Origin of the sequence: Pseudomonas koreensis (assembly GCF_036668835.1) — a bacterium.
GTDB classification, from domain to species: Bacteria; Pseudomonadota; Gammaproteobacteria; order Pseudomonadales; family Pseudomonadaceae; genus Aquipseudomonas; species Aquipseudomonas koreensis_I.
Genome location: NZ_JAZEVW010000008.1, coordinates 261,167 through 275,715 on the forward strand (window position 1 = coordinate 261,167; position 14,549 = coordinate 275,715).

The following is a 14,549-nucleotide window of genomic DNA, read 5'->3' on the forward strand; positions in this document are numbered from 1 at the left end:
TCGAATCCTCAGCGCAGGTTGATGGTGGTGTTCACGCCGTCGTTGACGCTGTCGTCATCGAACCAGCGTGCCGTGACCGTTTTGGTCTGCGTATAGAACTGCACCACTTGCTTGCCGTACGGGCCGAGATCGCCGAGTTTCGAGCCGCGCGAACCGGTGAAGCTGAAGAACGGCACCGGCACGGGAATCGGAATGTTGATGCCGACCTGGCCGACGTCGATTTCCGTCTGAAACTTGCGCGCCGCTGCACCGCTCTGGGTGAACAGACCGGTGCCGTTGCCGAACGGGTTGGCGTTGACCAGCGCGATGGCCTGATCGAGGGTGTCGACTTCCAGCACCACCAGCACCGGGCCGAAGATTTCCTGGGTGTAGATCTGCATGGCCGGCGTCACGCCGGAGAACAGGGTCGGGCCGACAAAGTTGCCCTGCTCGTAGCCCGGCACCTTGATGTCGCGACCGTCGAGTTCCAGTTTGGCGCCTTCCTTGATGCCGCTTTCGATCAGCTCGAGAATCCGTGCCTTGGCCTTTTTCGAAATCACCGGCCCCACGTCGGTGCCCGGCTCGTTGCCGGCGTTGACCTTGAGTCTCTGCGCCAGTGCTTTCAGGTCCGGCAGCCACTGCTTCGCCGCACCGACCAGCACCACCACCGAGGTCGCCATGCAACGCTGCCCGGCCGCACCGAAACCGGCGCCGACCAGCGCGTTCAGCGCTTGCTCGCGATTGGCGTCCGGCAGGACCACGGCGTGGTTCTTCGCGCCCATCATCGATTGCACGCGCTTGCCGTGCTTGCCGGCCAGGTCGTAGACGTGCGTGCCGACGGCGGTCGAGCCGACGAACGACACGGCTTTGATGTCCTTGTGCGTGCACAGGCCATCGACCACATCCTTGCCACCATGCACGACGTTTAGCACGCCCGCAGGCACGCCGGCCTCGATTGCCAGTTCGACCAAGAGCATGGTCGACAGCGGATCCTGTTCCGAAGGCTTGAGCACGAAGGTGTTACCGCAAGCGATGGCCATCGGGAACATCCACAGCGGAATCATGGCCGGGAAGTTGAACGGCGTGATGCCGGCACACACGCCGATCGGCTGGCGCAGGGTATAAGTGTCGACGCCGCCGGCAACGTTTTCGGCGAACTCGCCCATTTGCAGGGTGCCAATCGAACAGGCGTGCTCGACCACTTCCAGACCGCGAAAAATGTCGCCTTCAGCGTCGGCGATGGTTTTGCCCTGCTCGGCGCTGAGCACCACGGCGATGCGTTTGGAATGCTCGCGAATCAGCGCTTGCAGCTTGAGCATGATGCGCATCCGCGCGCCAATCGGGGTCAGCTTCCAGGTCTGGAAGGCGCGCTGCGCGGCGCTGACCGCCGCATCGACTTCATCAGCGGTGGCGAACGGCACTTTCGCCAGCACCTGCTGGGTCGCTGGGTTGACGATGTCGTGCCATTCAGTGGTCTGCGACTCGATCCACTCGCCGTCGATCAACAGTTTGACCTTCTGCAGCGTGGTGTCGTTGGGCGTAAGCGATGCGTTCATGCTGGTCTCCATAACTTGTTTTTATCGGAGGAGCCAAGGCGAGAGGTTCGCCTTGAGATGAGGCGTGTGTCCAGAATGGTTGTCGGACGGTTTTTGGAGTATAGATGTGCAAACTTCTAATAAGAACGCACATATAAGCCCGTCCATCATGCAAAAAAACATCACCTCGTTAGGTTCGCTGAACTGGGACGACCTCAAGTTTTTCCTCGAAGTCGCCCGCACCCGCAAGGCCAGCACCGCCGCCAAACGCTTGGCCGTCGACTACACCACGGTGTCGCGGCGTATCAGTTCGCTGGAAGCGGCATTGGGCACCTTGCTGTTTGAAAAGTCGCGGACCAGCGGCTTCGTCCTGACCACCGAAGGCCAGCGTCTGCTCGGTTACGCCGAGTCGATCGAAAGCACGCTGCACATGGCCTGTGAACAGGTTTCAGGTTCCGGCGTGGCACTTTCCGGGCACGTGCGCATGGGCTGCACCGAAGGTTTCGGCAGCTTTTTCATCACCCCGCAATTGAGCCATTTCGTCGATACCTATCCGGCGATCTCCGTGGACATCCTGCCGCTGCCGCACTTCATCAGCCTGTCCAAGCGCGAGGCCGATATCGTCATTGCTTTGGAGCGACCGGAACACGGGCCATACGTTTGCTGCAAACTCTGCGACTACCGCTTGCAGCTCTACGCCACCCAGGAATATCTAGACCAACACCCACCGATCCGCCGCCCGGCAGATTTGAGCAAGCATCAATTCATCAGTTACGTCGACGACCTGGCGTTCAGCTCGGAGCTGCTCTATCTGGCAAACGTCCTCCCCGGCGCCAACGCGCATTTGCGCAGCACCAGTGTGATTGCCCAATACGTCGCGGCGCAGCAGGGACGTTCATTGGCGATCCTGCCGTGCTTCCTGGCGGCGCAGGATCCGCGTTTGTTGCCGGTGCTGGCGGAGGAAATTGATATCACCCGGCAGTTCTGGATGTACTGCCGCGAGGATCTGCGCAAGTTGAAGCGGATTACGTTGTTGTGGGATTACATCAGGGAGGTGACGGAACGTAATCAGGGGCTATTGATGGGGCAGACGCGGGTGATGCAGTTCGCCGATTAATCGGCGCTGACCACGATCGCCACCCGGCGGTTTTCCGTGCGGCCGGCTGCGGTGTCGTTGGACGCTACCGGCTCACTGCTGCCCAGGCCTTGTAGCTGAATGTCTTCCTGCTTCATCCCGACCGTTCCCAGTACGTTGGCGACACTCTTGGCCCGGCGCAACGACAGTTGCTGGTTGTAGTTTTCCTTGCCCGAGGCATCGGTGTGGCCGTCGACGCGCACGCGTTCGATGCCCACCCCCAACAAGGCTTTGCCGATGCGCTCGACGATCTCGGTGCTTTGCGGATTAAGGCTTTCGACGTCGCTGCCAAACAGCACTTTGCCCGACAGACCAAATTCCCAGCCCTCGTCGGTCAGTTCGAATCCCTGTTGTTTGAGCACCGCGACTTGCGCAGGGCTCAGGCCTTTTGGCGGCGTGGTCTGGCAACCGCTCAGGACGAGCACGGCCAGCAACAACACAGCGTAAAAAGAACGAATGGACAAAGTCGACACGGCTATCAGCTCCTGGAGGGTTCGGAATCGACCGGGGGCTCCGCCCCGGCAGTGAATTGGGCGCCACGCGACAAACGCTTGGCTTGATACATGGCGGCATCGGCCGCATCGAGCAAGGCGCTCGGGCTGGCGCCGTGGTCGGGAAATACTGCGATGCCAATACTCAGCGACGTCACCACGCGGGTGTCGCCCGGCAGCGCGATGGGCATGTTCATGCTGGCGAGAATCTTGTCGGCAATGCGCTCGGCATCTTCGATCGCAGGCAGCGGCGCGAGCAGTACGGCAAACTCGTCGCCGCCCAAACGCGCGACCAGATCGCCCTCGCGCAACTGCGCGCGAACGCGGTTGGCCACGGCCACCAATACCGCATCGCCGGCCGCGTGCCCGAAGTTATCGTTGATGCCTTTGAAACGGTCGCTGTCGAGAAACAGCACGGCAGCGCGTTCATCGTGCTTGCTGGCGCCGCGCAACGCGCGGATTAGACGCCCTTCGAAGAATGCACGATTGGGCAGGCCGGTCAGGCTGTCATGGCTGGCCTGATGGGCAAGGGTCTCGTTTTCGTTCTGCAGGTGGGTCTGCCACGACTCCAGTTCGTCGAGCAACGCATTGAAGTCATTGCCCAGATTATCGAGTTCGGCGATTTGCGCCGGCGGCACCCGCCGATCCAGCGCTCGCTCACTGCGGGCGGCGTGCGCCACGGCGGCGAGGCCGCGCAGCGGGCCGATGATGCCGCGCAACTGGCGCCGGGCCAGATACAGCGCCACCCAGGCACTGATCGCCGTGCACAGGATAATGCCTGCCAGACCGCTGAGCAGAAAGCGCATCAAACTGCCGCCATGCCCGGTGAGCAGCACTCGGCCGATTTCGCGTTCCTGATGTTCGATGGGCAGGCTGACGGGTTTTTCCAGGATGGCGCGGGCAATCTGCATTTCCAGTTCGGAAATAAAACCATATTCCGGGCGCTGCCATTGCGCTAGCAGTTGCCCCTGACTGTCGAGCACCTGGGCATCAGCCACTTCTTCGGTAGAGGCGATCAGCGCCAGCGCTTCAGTGGCGGCAGCCTTGTCGTTAAACACCACCGCGGCCTCAACGGTGTAACTGATCGAGCGCGCAATCAGGTGCAGGTTGTGATCGGCATAAACCCGCAGTGCGAGCACACCGAGCAAGGTCAGCGAGACACTGGCCATCGCCACGGCGACGAGCGCGACAATCAAATGCCCTCGGCCAATCACCGAGCCCAGCGTCGGGCGGTCATTCGGTCTGAACAGCCTCATGGTGCCGCCGCTTTGCGTCGCGACAATTGCAACACGCTGGGGTGAATGCGCACGCCACTGCGGGCAACGGAATCGAGATTGACTTCGAACGACACCTGTTCGTCGCCAACACGCAGACAGAACAAACTGCCGACCGTGCACTGATCGCCACCCTCGCTGATGCTCAGCACCGGATGGCCGATCAGCGAAGCGAACAAGCGACTGCGCTCATCGCTGGTGAGCTTGCCGATATACACGGCATTGCAGTCGCTGACGATCGTCGGGTTGTCGGCCAAAAGTCGCCGCACCAGTACCGGCCGGCCAGTGGCCTGAGCGGTGCCCTTGACCAGATCATCGGTGTATTCAGTGGGGCCGACGATGCACAGGCGCAACTGCGCGGGTTCGACCGGCCAGCGCGCATAACTGAGTATCCCCAGCACTACCTGGGTGACGGATTTTGCCCGTTGCTCAGCCATACCTGCGGGCGCTTGCGCCATAGCCACGCCCGTCATGAGCCAGAACAGGCCGACCAGCACGGCTTGCTTGCAGACAACGACGCCCCCTGCCTCCCAGACAGACACCTTCATGCAGGAAATTCTCTTGGATCGTAGCGAAATGATGCCGCAACGGTAGCACAGCGGCGAGGGGCCAGCGAGGCGGCGAGCACTGACCGGTTGGTCAATAACCGCCCCCCGCCAATGCAAGACTTCAATCCTGAAAGATGCCGTCCTCCTCCAGTCCCAGCATCAATCCGCTCAACCGCTTGACCTTGCGCTGCACCGCCTCCTCGAACACTCCGGCTCGGGACTCGATCAAGGTGAACCAGTGCTTGGCCCGGGTTATGCCGGTGTAGACAAGTTCTTTGGTCAGCACTGGATTCAAGGCATCGGGCAGGATCAGCGCGGTGTGGGCAAACTCAGAACCCTGGGATTTATGCACGGTCATCGCATAGACGGTTTCGACATCGTTGAGCCGGCTGGGCAATACGAAACGCACGCCGCCCTGGCCGTCGTTGCGCGGGAAGGCCACGCGCAACACAGGCTTTGCGGCGTCAGATCCTTCGCCTTCGGGCAGCTTGAGAGCGATACCGATATCGCCATTCATCAGGCCCAGACCGTAATCGTTGCGCGTCATCAATACCGGACGGCCTTCGTACCATTGCTGATCGTTTTCGATCAGGCGTGCCTTGAGCAACGCTGCGGTGATCCGCTGGTTCAGACCTTCGACACCCCACGGTCCTTTACGCACGGCACATAGCAGCTGGAACGTATCGAACGCCTGCAAGACATCCCGCGCCCAGACGATCCAGTCCGGGTGTTCAAGCGGCCTGCCCGGCGGTGGACGCTTGTCGCGCAACACGCTCAGGTAATGGCGGTAACCTTGCGGACCGTCGCCGTGGCCCTCCAGCAACAGTCGTTCCAGCTTGTGGTCGTGTTCGCCCTTGAGCGCCAACGAATACACATCGGCGTAGTCACCGGCCACGAGCAACTGCCGCGCCTGCTCCGGCAACTGTTGGTTGACCCGCCGCGCGAGCTGACCGATGCCGCTGCTTTCACCGAAGCGCCGGGAATGACGCAGCATCACCACTTGCTGAGCCAGGGGATGAGAACCGTCGACGTCCTCATGCAAACCGCTGTCTTGTAGTGTCTCGCCACTGGCCGACTCCAACCACTGTCGGGTCTGTGGGCTGTACCAACCGCCCTCGGCGTCGCGGCACAGATCGCCCAGCACCGCACCCGCCTCCACCGATGCCAGTTGGTCCTTGTCACCGAGCAAAATCAGGCGAGCGTGAGCCGGCAGGGCATCAAGCAAATTGGCCATCATTTCCAGGTCGATCATCGAGGCTTCGTCGACTACCAGCACATCCAGTGGCAAGCGATTGCCGGCATGGTGGCGGAAGTGGCGAGTGCCCGGACGACTGCCAAGCAAACGGTGCACAGTGGTCACGTCGCAAGGAATTTTCGCCCGCACCTCTTCGCTGACTTGCAACGATTGCACTTGTTGGCTGATCGACTCGGTCAACCGCGCCGCCGCCTTGCCGGTCGGCGCCGCGAGACGAATGCGCAACGGCTGTCCGGCTTCGACGGCCGGTGCTTGCAGCAAGGCCAGCAAACGCACCACCGTGGTGGTTTTTCCGGTACCGGGCCCGCCGGTAACGATACTGAAAGCACCGCGCGTGGCGAGGGCACAGGCGAGTTTCTGCCAGTCGATCACTTCGCCAGGCCCGGCCGATTCGAACAACCCGTTCAAGCGCTGCGGCAAGTCAGCAGGCGTCGGCTCGACCTGCTCCAGGCGCTGACGCAACGCTGTATCAATGCGCCGCTCGTACGCCCAGTAACGACGCAGGTACAGGCGCTTGCCGGATAACACCAGCGGACGCTGCTGCGCTACATCACTGGGATCCGCCGCCAATGCCACCAACGAACTGCTCGCCAGAACCTTGCACCAGTGCGCACCCTCCAGCGCGTCGAGCAACTGCGAAGGCAGCAACAATACGCCGCCTTGCACGTCACCCTCGGGTGGCAGCGATAACGCGAAATCAGGCGCCTTCAGGGTTTCGAACAGATCAAGACAGACGTGACCGTGGCCGAGTTGGTGGCTGGTCAGTGCCGCCGCGAGCAACACCAACGAATCGGTGTCCGGCTCCAGTTCATGAAGGAAGGCAACGAATGCCTTGTCCAGCGCACGTAACCAGCCGCGCTCGACCCAGCGAGTGAGCAACAGCAACAAGTCATCGGCGCGGGTCAGCGGCGCGAGCTTCGACAGGCTGTCGGCTGCCAACGGGGTAGGCAGCAGATCGGCGAAGGTGCGGCTCATAGCAGGACTCCCTGTTCCCAGGCGGGTTCGGTCTTGGGTTCGGGCTTTCCTTGAAACATTCGGTCCAGGCGCTCGATCAGTTCGCGCGCTGGGCGAGCGAAATAAACGCCGCGACTGTCGGCGCGTGTGCCACGCAGGAACAGATATAACGCACCGCCGACGTGTCGGTCGTAGTCGTAATCCGCCAGCCGCGCCTTGAGCTGTCGATGCAAGGCCAGCAGATACAACACGTATTGCAGGTCATAGCGGTTCTCGAGAATCGATTGCTCCATGGCTGCTTCGGTGTACGCCTGATCATCCAGGCCGAGCCAGTTGGATTTGTAATCGGCGACGTAATAACGGCCATTGTGTTCGAACGTCAGGTCGATGAAGCCCTTGAACATGCCGTTCAGTTGCACCGGTTCTGCCGCCACCCGGGCGACGCCATGATGAGTATGCTGACGCACCAGTTCATCGAGTTTGAGCACATCGACTTTATGGCTGGCGAACCAGAACTCCATTTCAACGCGAAACTGCTTTAGCTCGTCTAGCACCACGGACGGTTGCCCGTCCGCAATAGGAAGCGGCAGCTTGAGCAAATGCTGCAGCCAGTCACTGAGCGTGGTAATCCAGCCCTCCCAGCCACGCAGATTGCAGCGCCGCGCGATCACATCTTCCAGGGCCTCACGGTGAACGGCGAAACCTTCATCGCCGGCCCACTCGAGCAACCCGTGGAGGAACGTGCCCGGATTGGGGCCGCGAGGAAACCGATGGATATCGGCGCCACCGGCAATGATCTCTCGCGGCGCGTCAGGATCAAGGCGTTCATCGTCGAACAGTTTTTGCGCTTGCGGACTGTCCGGTGCTTCATCGCTGCCGACGCTCAACACGTCGCTGATGCGCAACGCACTGTAGGAGGCGATCCACCAGTTTTCGCTGGCCTTGCGCTTGGGCACGCGGGTGGCACTGAGTACCGCCTCATTGCGTGGCGGGCAGTAATGCTCGTCGGTAGGTTGCGGCATCTCCAGGATGCTGATTGCCGAGCAGTCCTGTTGCAGATCCTGCAGCCACCGCTTGAGCTCGCCGGATTCACTCAACGAAGCCCCCCCGCCGAGCAAGTAGCCCAGTGCGGAAAGATGTAGCACCGAGCTATTGTTATTGCCGCGCTTTAGATCCGTCACACCCAGCCAGCAGGCATGTTGCGCGCGTGTCAGAGCGACATAGAGCAAACGCAGATCTTCGGCGAGGCGCTCGTCATCCGCTTGTGCGATCAGCTCGGCGGTAGGCTTGAGACTCACCCGCGCCTGGCCTTCAGCATCGTGGTAATGCAGCGGCAGGCGACTGCCGTCGACAGGCTTTGCCGAACAGATGAACGGCAGAAATACCAAGGGATATTCCAGGCCTTTGGATTTGTGAATGGTCACGACCTTGACCAATTGTTCGTCGCTTTCCAGGCGCAGAATCTGTTCTTCGCCAGCCTGCCCAGACAACACCAGCAACTCGGCCAGATGGCGGATCAGCGCTTGTTCGCCGTCCAGCTCCGCGGCAGCTTGCTGCATCAGCTCGGACAAATGCAGAAGGTTGGTCAGCACGCGCTCGCCATCACTGCGTTTCATCAGGGTTTGTGGCAAGTGAAAATCGTGCAGCAGGCGCCGCAACATCGGCAGCACGCCTTGCTTGCGCCAGAGTTCGCGATAGCCACGAAACTGCATGACACGGGTTTCCCAGAACAACTCATTCTGGTTCAGACGCTCGAGCTCGGCCAAGGGCAGGTTCAGCGTGACACAGGCCAATGCGGCTTTGAGCAAGCGCTCGACATCCGGTTCGGCACAGGCCTTGAGCCAAGCCAACAGGTCATGGGCTTCTTGCGCTGCGAATACCGAATCCTTGTCCGACAGATACACGCTGCGCACGCCGCGGTTGGCCAACTCACTGCGCACGGCCTGGGCTTCTTTGCCATCGCGCACCAGAATCGCAATATCGGACGGTCGCAAACCTCTGAAATCTTTGCCGTCCTGAACGAACCCCGCGCTTGCGCTTTGCCCGCCATTGAGCAACGCGGTAATTTCACTGGCACATGCTGCTGCCAACTGTTGGCGATAGATCAGGCCGGACAGTGCCTGCTCAGCGGGCAAATGCCAGATATTCAAGGCTGGAAATTCCTGCCCGGCAATTTGCAGGCGTTCCTTGCGTCCCTGAGATTCAACGGGAAGGAATGGCACTGGATTGTTGCCGGTTTTCTCGCGGAACAAAAACGCTCCGCGCCCCAGCTCGCGAGATTCGGCGCGTGCGAAGACATGATTGACCGCCTCGACCATGCCATGGCTGGAGCGGAAGTTAGTCCCCAGCGTATGCAGTCGGCCAGTCGTGGCCTGACGTGCGCGCAGGTAGGTGTAGATGTCCGCCCCGCGGAATGCGTAGATCGCCTGTTTCGGATCGCCGATCAGAAACAGGCCGGTTTCGGCGCTGTTGGCTTCGATGCGGTAGATGCTTTCGAAGATCCGGTACTGCACCGGGTCGGTGTCCTGGAATTCGTCGATGAGCGCGACCGGAAATTGCTCGCGAATCAATGTCGCCAGACGCTCGCCACCGTCGGATTGCAATGCGGCATCGAGGCGCAAGAGCATGTCATCAAAGCCCATTTCGGCGCGACGGCGCTTCTCTTCTTCGAAACGTGCGCCGACCCATTGGGCGGCGTGTTGCAGAACCGCAGCATCGGGCGTTGGCAGCGCATCGAGACCCGTCTTGAGGGCCGACATGGCATCAAGACCCGGGTGCGATGGCGGCGGCCCCTTCCAGGCTTCGGCCATACCTTCAGGCGTCAGACGCGAGAATCCGGTACCGATGTCCAGTTGTTCAAGGGTCTCGTCTTCAGCCCATGCCTTAAGCTTTTCGAACCACGGCTCAAAATAGCGTGCCTGCATTTTGCGACCGTCAACCGTTTTGTCGGTCACGCCTTGATGGCAAATGGCGAGCAACTCGTCTGCCCACAGGCGCCAAGGCATTTTCAGTTCAAGCAACGCCGCGCGGCGCTCTTGCAGGCATTCATCGATCAGTTCGGCGGGAGCCCGTGTTTCATCGCTGTCGTGTTCGCTGGCAAACAGACCTCGCACCCTCGGCAACAAGGCCGCAGGCCCGCCCCAGTTGTTGCGAACCCAATTCAAGGCGTCGCCCTGCATTGGATAACAGAACAGACGCCAATAATCGCGCAGTACTTCGCCAAGCAAGTCACTGTGATCGGTTTCCAGCGACTGGGTGAACAAGCTGCCGCTGTCGAACGCGTGCTCACGCAACATGCGCTGACACCAACTGTGGATGGTCGAAACGGCGGCCTCATCCATCCACTGCGCGGCGACATCGAGGCGGTTCGCGCAGCCTGGCCATTGCTGGGGTTCGAATTGATCCCGCAATTCGGTGATCAGTGCGTCAGGCGCCGGCGTCTCGTCGCGGAAAAATCGAGCCGCCTCTGCCAGACGCGTGCGTATCCGTTCACGCAGTTCCTTGGTTGCGGCATCGGTAAAAGTCACCACAAGAATTTGCGGTGGCAGCAATTCACGACCAAACCCGCTCGACTCGTCACCATGCCCGAGGATGAGCCGCAGGTACAGAGCAGAAATGGTGAAGGTCTTTCCGGTACCGGCGCTGGCTTCAATCAACTGGCTGCCATGTAATGGGAATGCCAGTGCAAGCGGGGTCTTCGTGCTCATGCGCGGGCGCCCTCGGCAGACAGTGAACGCCAGGGCGCTTCGAACAACGGGCGGTACAAGGCGTCGCACCAACCGGAGAATGTTTCATCGGCCAGCAATGCCTGGAAGTCGGCGAACTGCCGCAGCAATGCGGGGCTTTCGCGGCGCTCACCCTCGGTGGTTTGCCCGTCACCTTCATAGGCCTTGCAAGCGGCAGCTTCGGCTTTCAACGGGTCGGACTGAGACAGCCAGGCAAACGCTGTTTTCACCGCTATCGGTAGCGGCTGACGCATGCCCGCCTGCCAGGCAAGGAGCAGATCGCCAAGAAAACGCGTCGCCCGTGCAGGCTCCAGCGGTTCAAGCAGCAGCGTGTCGTCGCTGGCTACCAAAGCGGTCGTCAGCGAAAAGCCACTGGCACAAGCGACGAGATGGTTGACCCAGGGCTTGGTCAACCGATGCCATTTACGGTTTTTGATTGAGCCGATGCTGTTGGGAATGGTCGTGACGGACAACAGACCGCCGTCGGCGCGCTGATGCAAACCGGCGAGCCAGCCTTCCAGACGCAGCCCCAGCAGCTCCAGATTGATCGGCAAGGCACTGGTCACTGGAACCGGCCAGAGCGTGAGTAATTGTTGATAGCGCTTGAGCAGATCCGGCAATGGTTCTATCAATTCCCGCTGCAGGCATTCGCCGAATCCTGCCATTGGCAATAGACCGCTGTTTTGCAGGCGACGAGCCTGGGCGTCGAGCGCTTGATCGATGTTTTCCGGTTGCCTCAGCGCCGCTTCGAGCAGGCTTTCGCTGAGCGTATATCGCTGCAATGCGTCCAGCACGAAGGGTTCTTCATCCGCCAACGGTGCCTCGGCAGCCTCAAAGTACACCTTGAGCCGCTGGGTGAAGAAATGTCGAACCGGGTTGCGCAAGAAGTCCTGCAACAAAGCGAGGGTCAACGGTTCTTCTTGTATGTAGGGGGCAAGCAACTCGGCATTGGTGTGAGGTTCATGCTGTTGATGCAGCACCTGCCATTCGCGGGCGTAGCTGAACAGTTGATCGCCTTCATGGAAATAGCGCGCACTGAACGGTTGCAGCGGATGTTCTTCAGTCAGGGCATCCAGCAAATCGCTTCGCTCATCGAGCAATCGCCAACCGCTGGCCAGATGATCGCGTAACTGGCCGATAAGCACAGACGCCGGCCGTTCGCTGTTGTCGCGAATGCTGCGGCCCACCCAACTGATGTAGAGCTGATTGCGCGCGGACAAAAGCGCTTCAAGCAAAAGATAACGGTCGTCTTCACGTCGCGAGCGATCGCCCGGGCGGTAATCGCTGCCCATGAGGTCGAAGTCCAACGGAGGCTGCGCGCGAGGATAGTCACCATCGTTCATCCCCAGCAGGCAGACCAGCTTGAAGGGAATGGCCCGCATGGGCATCAGCGTACAGAAATTCACCGAACCGGCTAGGAACCGCTGAGACAGTCGCCCCTTATCCAGCCCGGCGAGCCAGGCTTCGCGAACCACGGTGAGCGGCAGCTCATCGGTGAGATTCACCGCTTCGCAAGTCTCCAGCCAGGTTTCGCGAAGCTCCTCGAGTTGCGTCAGCAAATAGTCGTCATGCTCATTACTCGCTTTGAAAAACAGCTGCATCAGTGCCTGCAATCGATACCCCCACTCAACGGGCTGTGCCGGTTGCGTGAGCTGCTGATGGGCCAGCTCCAACGCATCAAGCAAGGCCACCAGTGGGCCGATCAGTGCGGCATCCAGGCCACCGATCTCATCGTAGGGCTCGATACCTTCGCAGGCGCTTGCGCTGCCGACGGCGTATCCCAGCAGCATCCGGCGCAGACCGAAATGCCAGCTGTTCTGCTCTAGTTCGTCGGGCAAACCAAGGCCCGCTCGCTGCTCGGCGCTCATCCCCCAGCGCACGCCCGCACCTTCAATCCAACGATGCAATGTTGGCAGGTCGCGCTCCTCAACTCCGAAGCGTGCACGTAATGCTGGAACGTCGAGCAGGTCGAGAATTTCACTGACCGGAAAACGGCTGTCGGGAAGCTTGAGCAGATGCTCGACCGCAATCAGCAGCGGATCACGACCGCGTTGCCCCTGATCCGCCAATGTAAATGGAATGAAGCGCGGATCATGACGATCGAGTTGACCAAACACCGCTCGGATATGTGGCGCGTAACTGTCGATGTCCGGCACCATCACGATCACATCGCGTGGACGCAACTGCGGGTCAGCACTGAAGCGTGCCAGTAGCTGGTCATGCAAGATTTCGACTTCGCGCTGCGCGCTGTGGGCAATGTGAAAACGGATCGACTCGTCCTGTGCCAGATCGACAGCGGGCCAGTACTCGCGGGTTTCGTTGAGCGGGCGTAACTCAAGAATGTCGTCTTGAAGCTGGTTGAGCATGTTATGCGGCTGGGTCTCGCTGAACAGGTCGATTCGACCGTCGCGAAAGGCTGCCCGGTAACTGTTTGGGTCGTCATAACTGTCGAGCAGATTGATATAGTCTCGCCCTTGTTTACCCCATGCGGCCAGTAGCGGGTGCGCATGTTGATGCAGCGTTTCGGCGTTCAGCACGACAGGCATGCCGCTCTTGCGCGATTGCCGCTTGTACTGATGACGGAGCAAGTCCTTGTCGGCGACGATGTCGGCCCAGTGGTGCCGACAAGGATTGTGCACACAGAGCAAAACCTGGCTGAAACGCGCCAGTCCGGCCAGCGCCTCCAGGATTTGTGCGGGGAGTGAGGAAATCCCGAAAACGATCACTCGCGGCGGTAAGCCGGAGGGGGCCTCTACGAGGTTATTGATGCGTTCGATAAATCGCTGATGCACACCGGCGCGGCTTTGCGCCATGCCTTTTTCGCCTACGTCGTCCAGCAGCGCCCGCCATAATTCGGCTTGCCAGCAACTGGTGGCGGGCAGCGCTTTTACCTCGCCTCGGACATTGCGCAACTGGTGGCGCCCCTCTGCCCAATCCTCGAGCCAGTCAGCCCGATACACCTGATACTGGTCGAAGAGATCCGCCAGGCGCTCGGACAATTGATAGCGCTTGCGCAAGTCCGTGTCGTGAGTAAGGAATCGTTGCAGCGGTTCGAAATGCGGGCGGTCGATCAGCTGCGGCAACAAGCGCATCAGGCGCCAGGTCAACGGCGCTTTATCGAGCAGCGATTTGGGTGGGATTTCGTCGCGGCCCAATACCAGACGATACAGCTGCCACATGAAACTGCCCGGCAGTTGCACATCAATCGCTGCGGCGATACCGCAGCCGCCGAGGTCGTCTTCCTGCGGATCTTCTGCCAGGGCCAGCTTGAGCCACTGTGCGATGCCGTTGCTCTGCACCAGAGCAATCTCGTTCTCCAGGGGCGCCAGTGGGTAGCGCCGCATGATGCTGATCACAAGGCTGCGCAGCTCGTCCAGGCTGTTGCTCTGAACCACCATGAATGCAGCGTTGAGGGACTGGGCGTCCGGCATAAAGGCTTCCTTGGAGAGTACAAAAGCTAAGGCAGAACCTTAGCATTGTCGGCAGGTTGTGACAGCCGGGCGGTGTCGGCGAATGCTGTAGGAAATTTCTCGCAGGCAAAACAAAACCCCAACTGCTTTCGCAATTGGGGTTTCGGAATTTAATCTTGACGATGACCTACTCTCACATGGGGAAACCCCACACTACCATCGGCGATGCATCGTTTCACTGCT

General features: G+C 60.4%; 8 protein-coding genes. 1 reads left to right on the plus strand and 7 read right to left on the minus strand.

Annotated elements, in window-relative coordinates; all coding sequences use genetic code 11:
• Positions 1-8: 8 nt before the first annotated feature.
• Positions 9-1,535 carry a CoA-acylating methylmalonate-semialdehyde dehydrogenase gene (locus tag V6F91_RS21940; RefSeq protein ID WP_332768095.1) on the minus strand — a complete coding sequence of 509 codons (1,527 nt, stop codon included), beginning with the start codon at positions 1,533-1,535 and terminating at the stop codon, positions 9-11.
• Between the two features lie 148 nt (positions 1,536-1,683).
• On the opposite strand from V6F91_RS21940, the gene V6F91_RS21945 reads away from it, so the two are divergent.
• A complete protein-coding gene (locus V6F91_RS21945; RefSeq protein ID WP_332768119.1) occupies positions 1,684-2,631 on the plus strand; it encodes a LysR family transcriptional regulator in 948 nt (315 codons plus the stop codon).
• Here the strand turns inward: V6F91_RS21945 and V6F91_RS21950 are convergent.
• The 6 genes from V6F91_RS21950 to recC all read right to left on the minus strand — a co-directional run bounded on the left by V6F91_RS21950 (position 2,628) and on the right by recC (position 14,327).
• A complete protein-coding gene (locus V6F91_RS21950; protein WP_423815347.1) occupies positions 2,628-3,122 on the minus strand; it encodes an OmpA family protein in 495 nt (164 codons plus the stop codon). The genes V6F91_RS21945 and V6F91_RS21950 overlap by 4 nt on opposite strands.
• A gap of 5 nt (positions 3,123-3,127) precedes the next feature.
• Positions 3,128-4,396 (minus strand): diguanylate cyclase domain-containing protein, encoded by a 1,269-nt coding sequence (locus tag V6F91_RS21955; protein ID WP_332768097.1) that lies wholly within the window; start codon positions 4,394-4,396, stop codon positions 3,128-3,130.
• Positions 4,393-4,962, minus strand: coding sequence for a YfiR family protein (locus V6F91_RS21960; protein ID WP_332768099.1), 570 nt, complete (start codon positions 4,960-4,962; stop codon positions 4,393-4,395). Before V6F91_RS21960 ends, V6F91_RS21955 begins: the two co-directional genes overlap by 4 nt.
• 121 nt (positions 4,963-5,083) lie before the next feature.
• A complete protein-coding gene (gene recD, locus V6F91_RS21965; protein WP_332768101.1) occupies positions 5,084-7,192 on the minus strand; it encodes an exodeoxyribonuclease V subunit alpha in 2,109 nt (702 codons plus the stop codon).
• The gene (gene recB, locus V6F91_RS21970) at positions 7,189-10,878 is read right to left on the minus strand and encodes an exodeoxyribonuclease V subunit beta (protein ID WP_332768103.1); all 3,690 of its coding nucleotides are present in this window, start codon (positions 10,876-10,878) and stop codon (positions 7,189-7,191) included. Before recB ends, recD begins: the two co-directional genes overlap by 4 nt.
• Positions 10,875-14,327 (minus strand): exodeoxyribonuclease V subunit gamma, encoded by a 3,453-nt coding sequence (gene recC, locus V6F91_RS21975; protein WP_332768105.1) that lies wholly within the window; start codon positions 14,325-14,327, stop codon positions 10,875-10,877. The genes recB and recC overlap by 4 nt, the downstream gene beginning before the upstream one ends.
• Between the last annotated feature and the right edge of the window lie 222 nt (positions 14,328-14,549).

Excerpts from the sequence above, each read along its gene's own strand:
- V6F91_RS21940 (WP_332768095.1), bottom strand. The coding sequence starts at position 1,535 with ATGAACGCATCGCTTACGCCCAACGACACCACGCTGCAGAAGGTCAAA.
- V6F91_RS21945 (WP_332768119.1), top strand. The coding sequence starts at position 1,684 with ATGCAAAAAAACATCACCTCGTTAGGTTCGCTGAACTGGGACGACCTC.
- V6F91_RS21955 (WP_332768097.1), bottom strand. The coding sequence starts at position 4,396 with ATGAGGCTGTTCAGACCGAATGACCGCCCGACGCTGGGCTCGGTGATT.
- V6F91_RS21960 (WP_332768099.1), bottom strand. The coding sequence starts at position 4,962 with ATGAAGGTGTCTGTCTGGGAGGCAGGGGGCGTCGTTGTCTGCAAGCAA.
- recD (WP_332768101.1), bottom strand. The coding sequence starts at position 7,192 with ATGAGCCGCACCTTCGCCGATCTGCTGCCTACCCCGTTGGCAGCCGAC.
- recB (WP_332768103.1), bottom strand. The coding sequence starts at position 10,878 with ATGAGCACGAAGACCCCGCTTGCACTGGCATTCCCATTACATGGCAGC.
- recC (WP_332768105.1), bottom strand. The coding sequence starts at position 14,327 with ATGCCGGACGCCCAGTCCCTCAACGCTGCATTCATGGTGGTTCAGAGC.